Raw genomic sequence first — 3,816 nt, 5'->3', positions numbered from 1 at the left:
GATCTCAGGCAGAAATTCCACTTATTGAAACGCCCAATTTTGCCGAGCCACCTCTCAATACTATGTTCACTCCCAGCTGTTTTTGCATGTCCTATTAGGCACACGGCCGGTCCATCACGAAATGACGGCAAACCAGGTATGCGCTTTAGACCTTTCATTCCCTCGGCCCTAGTTCCATATCTCAAAGTATAGTCCGGTACTATGTGGTGCGCTTGTTGACCTAATGGACATTTCAAACTTCCATACCGGCCTGTTCTGTGTTGGCATTTGTCTTCTTCTGGATCTTCGTCCCTAGACACCCGCGCAGTTTCAGGAGAAAGTCCGGTTTGCGGAACGGTGTCTTTCTCTTCCTCAAGCTGGGTCTGTGTTTCAATGTCCTTGCGGGCCTGTTCCAACTGCTGCTGAAGCCGCAGACGATCCTCTCGCATAAGGCGCTCGACTGACGTTCCGAAAAACGGCGTCCTGGGACCGATTTCACCTGTCATCGGGTTATAGGCATCGGCTAAACCTTCGGCCCTCTTGACACCGATATACCCCACACCGCCAGCAAGGGCCCCTTGCGCTGCGGCCGGAGATGCCCTTCCCAACCAGGGAAGCAGTCTCGACCACCAGCGCACATTTTTTGCCGGGCCTATATTGTTGTTGTTCGGAACTTTTGGAACTTCTCGGGTCGGCGGATTTGAAGGGGCTGTCTTTGGTTCGGTTCCGGGGATCTTGATGTCAGGAGCGGGTTGCGGATTGCCAGTATCCAGAAATGCATATTTTTCACCCGGGACCAGAGGGGCTGGTGATGCATCGCTCATTATTACAGGTGAAGGTGCTTCACCTGGAGCGCCATCATCCTTGTCCGCATGATAAATCGGCGGCGTAAGCTGATCGACTTCGGTGTCTTTTACATAAGTCAGCTTTCCGACTGTGTTCTTGTTGTTCATGTACCAAACGTCATTGTGGCGAATGACATATTGGCCGCACGCCCGCACCGACGATGAATGCTCCTTTGGATGGCACACGCTTTCAACGGTGCCGGACTTCACCCCCTTGCCTGTTCCCGGCGCATCCCCGGAGCATTTTTACAATGTTCAACCCCATGGCGTGACACCATTGAGCGGAGTCAATTCACCGACGAGTGCGCGCTGCTTGATTAAGAGTCCCAAATTTTCAATTTTGAGGTCAAATGACCGTATCTCGGGACTAAAGGGCAGCCATGCCCGCCAAGTTAAAAATACTTTTGCTGGATTCTCGGTTAAATCGATATGGCAACCATCAAGGTTCAAGTTGAGTTCAATAACTTCGTTCGTCATCCTACGAACACGGGCAACAGGGCGATACTCTGGAAGGGTAAAGTCAATTTTCGGGAAGTCCTGACGAAGGTGAATCAGACTAACAGCCTCCCCTCCCTGAAAGTATTTGGCGTAGATCATATGCTCCGGTGCGCACTGATAGAAGTGATAGTCAAAATCCATAGGCAATCGAGGATGTACTTCATCTAACCAAGCCTGATCGTAAGTCCCCGTGTATTGCTGCCGTTGTCTCCACCAGGGGGAGACGGGTGCGCAGCCATAAGGCTCGTAGTATTCACCACTTGCGGGAAGCTGATCGTCAGGCCTCAGAATATTCGGAGCTCGTAGCGATTTCGATTGTGGACTAAGGCTCGGATGGATGCATCCGCAACCAAGAGGATTCTCACGGATAACATCGGTCCCACCGTCCTCATCAGTTGGAAACACCCCGCCGTAGGTATTTTCCCATGATAACTTAACAGCAACCGCATCGTCCGGGTCACTTAGCAACCATTTTCCACGCCTATTCAACTCGCCACTATGCTGTTCATCAACAAACCGCCAATCACGATTGCCACATACCTCAAATGCATGGGAATTTCCGACGAATACCAAGCCGCTTCGCCACCTGTTTTGATTGCAGTGCCTCGGTTTTGCTGCCCATCCGATTAACGTTAGGTCGGCTTTTGGTTTATGGGGAACAAGATCAGAGCATCGAATAAGTGGGGTGTTATGTGGATCACCGAGATATCTGTCCTCCAATTGGATGGGATCTTGGGGTTCCGCAAATATCAGAGGATGTCCGGGATAAATGTGGAAGGTGCCACGAACGACAATCACTCCCATCATTTCACCAGTTCCAGCCCGCATTTGACGAAAGGTTATTGCAGAAAGCCCCTCGTCATTTATCAAGTCCATCATGTCCAGTGAGTATCAAGGCTTTTTTGGAAAATTAGTTCACCAATTGTGTTCTTGCTGTTCATCCAAAAGATCTCGCGATTTCGGATGGCGTACTTTCCCTCAAATCTAATACTAGGCGCATGCTCCTTCGGCTCGCACACGTCTCCCACAGTTCCGGATTTTACGCCTTTTTTTGTACCCGGCTGATCACCGCTACATTTCACTATTTTTGTTGCCATGTTGTATGCTTTCCGCCCCCCAAGTTTTACAGAATTTACCGGTTGCATGTCGTCAGCGGGATTTGCAACAATTGAGTATGGGATGGGAACCACGCTGTTTCCGATAGGCGTTAAGCATACATCGGGCGATATAGAAACGACGTAAGCCTTTTCTACGCGGGCCAGTTCGCGCCCTGACCACCCACCAGAGTGTTGCTGGCCTGGGTCTCTCGGATAGTCGCACAACTCATACCCATCTTCATCAGAATGCGGGGAAGGCGCTTTACTCATTTCTATGGTTCCCAAAAATCAGGCGCTTCAACAACCTGTTTCCCGTCATAAGTAAATTTTTGTTGCCAATAGCCGTGCTCTTGTGCACCCGGCTCAAGCGAATTGTCATCTATATCTAGCAAAATAAGCGGCACTTTCGCACTACATAGTCCTCTTGCTATTTTAACAACGTCTTCTCTATTTGGGAGCATCTCCTCATCCGCGTTGTAAAACGTAGCCAACTCCCCACTGTACGCATGTAATAAATTCGCAGATCCGGGAGTGGAAATACCCTCGAATTTTTCGTCAAATACTATATAGAATGTATTTCCGATTATTACATATGCCACTTCACCATAGTTATTTGTTATTTTTCTGTATTTTTCTTTGTCTGATTTGAATGTTTCATCTATTGGAGAAGGCATCGCGATTGCGATTTTGTGTTTTTCAAACTGATCACCCAATGAATGCAGGGTTACCACCTTTTCAAAAGCAAATGCATGCGCAATTTCGTAAATATCTTCATCCTCTTCCTCCACTTCAGGCAACTCAAGGAGTGCCGAAACATAGGTAACAAAGTCGTTTAAACTCTCACCACATGTGATCGTAAAATTATCAAGTTGAGACTTGGTCGGCTTTGAGGTCGCCGGCAACACTTCGAGCATCATTCCATCTTCAATGTGCATAAAAGAGAGCGGCGCATTACTCGCAAGAACAAAGTTTCGAACTATTTTCAGGGGGAACGGATAATTGTTATCGGATAAAAGTATTCCATCTTGCGCCTGTGTAAAGAATGTCCCGTCAGAAAAATCATAAGCGGCAAAACTATCAATCTCACGCATGGAAAAGGTTAGGTTCGTGTACTGCGAGTACTTTTCCACGATGTCGTTTACCTGGTCACTCTTCACTACAACCAAATACATAAAATTACCCATTCTTCCAAGTAGGCGTTTTCTTAAATGGAGATCGCCTTATAAGCATGTTTGGTGTCTTTATGCTGCTAAAATACTTTCTCATATATTCCCTCTCGATGATGACAACAAATTTTGTATAAGGCACCTCCTCCATTATGCACGCAGCTTCATACAACCCTAGCTGGACACCCGCAAAAACCCAATGATTTTGGCTTGGCCTTTTAGGAGCAGCCG

Annotated in this window: 4 protein-coding genes and 1 pseudogene; all 5 read right to left on the bottom strand. The window is 47.8% G+C overall.

The window, feature by feature from the left end; translation table 11 throughout:
- A pseudogene (locus F0155_RS22945) lies at nucleotides 1-932 on the bottom strand (hypothetical protein); the annotation flags it as partial.
- A gap of 147 nt (nucleotides 933-1,079) precedes the next feature.
- Complete coding sequence (locus F0155_RS22940) at nucleotides 1,080-2,201, bottom strand: DUF2169 family type VI secretion system accessory protein (RefSeq protein ID WP_150526895.1); 1,122 nt, start codon at nucleotides 2,199-2,201, stop codon at nucleotides 1,080-1,082.
- Entirely contained in the window at nucleotides 2,198-2,689 is a 492-nt protein-coding gene (locus F0155_RS22935; RefSeq protein WP_150526894.1) for a DUF4150 domain-containing protein, read from the bottom strand. The genes F0155_RS22940 and F0155_RS22935 overlap by 4 nt, the downstream gene beginning before the upstream one ends.
- 2 nt (nucleotides 2,690-2,691) lie before the next feature.
- Complete coding sequence (locus tag F0155_RS22930; RefSeq protein ID WP_150526893.1) at nucleotides 2,692-3,510, bottom strand: hypothetical protein; 819 nt, start codon at nucleotides 3,508-3,510, stop codon at nucleotides 2,692-2,694.
- A gap of 85 nt (nucleotides 3,511-3,595) precedes the next feature.
- The coding region (locus tag F0155_RS23750; RefSeq protein ID WP_204934607.1) for a hypothetical protein at nucleotides 3,596-3,816 on the bottom strand (221 nt) is incomplete at its 5' end.

Source organism: Roseibium sediminis (genome assembly GCF_008711325.1).
GTDB classification, from domain to species: Bacteria; Pseudomonadota; Alphaproteobacteria; order Rhizobiales; family Stappiaceae; genus Roseibium; species Roseibium sediminis.
Note: the sequence above shows the minus strand (reverse complement) of the source record. Positions and strands in the feature narration are given on the sequence as shown.

Coding starts and splice junctions, on each gene's coding strand:
- F0155_RS22935 (WP_150526894.1), bottom strand. CDS start 2,689: ATGAGTAAAGCGCCTTCCCCGCATTCTGATGAAGATGGGTATGAGTTG.
- F0155_RS22930 (WP_150526893.1), bottom strand. CDS start 3,510: ATGCGTGAGATTGATAGTTTTGCCGCTTATGATTTTTCTGACGGGACA.
- F0155_RS22940 (WP_150526895.1), bottom strand. CDS start 2,201: ATGATGGACTTGATAAATGACGAGGGGCTTTCTGCAATAACCTTTCGT.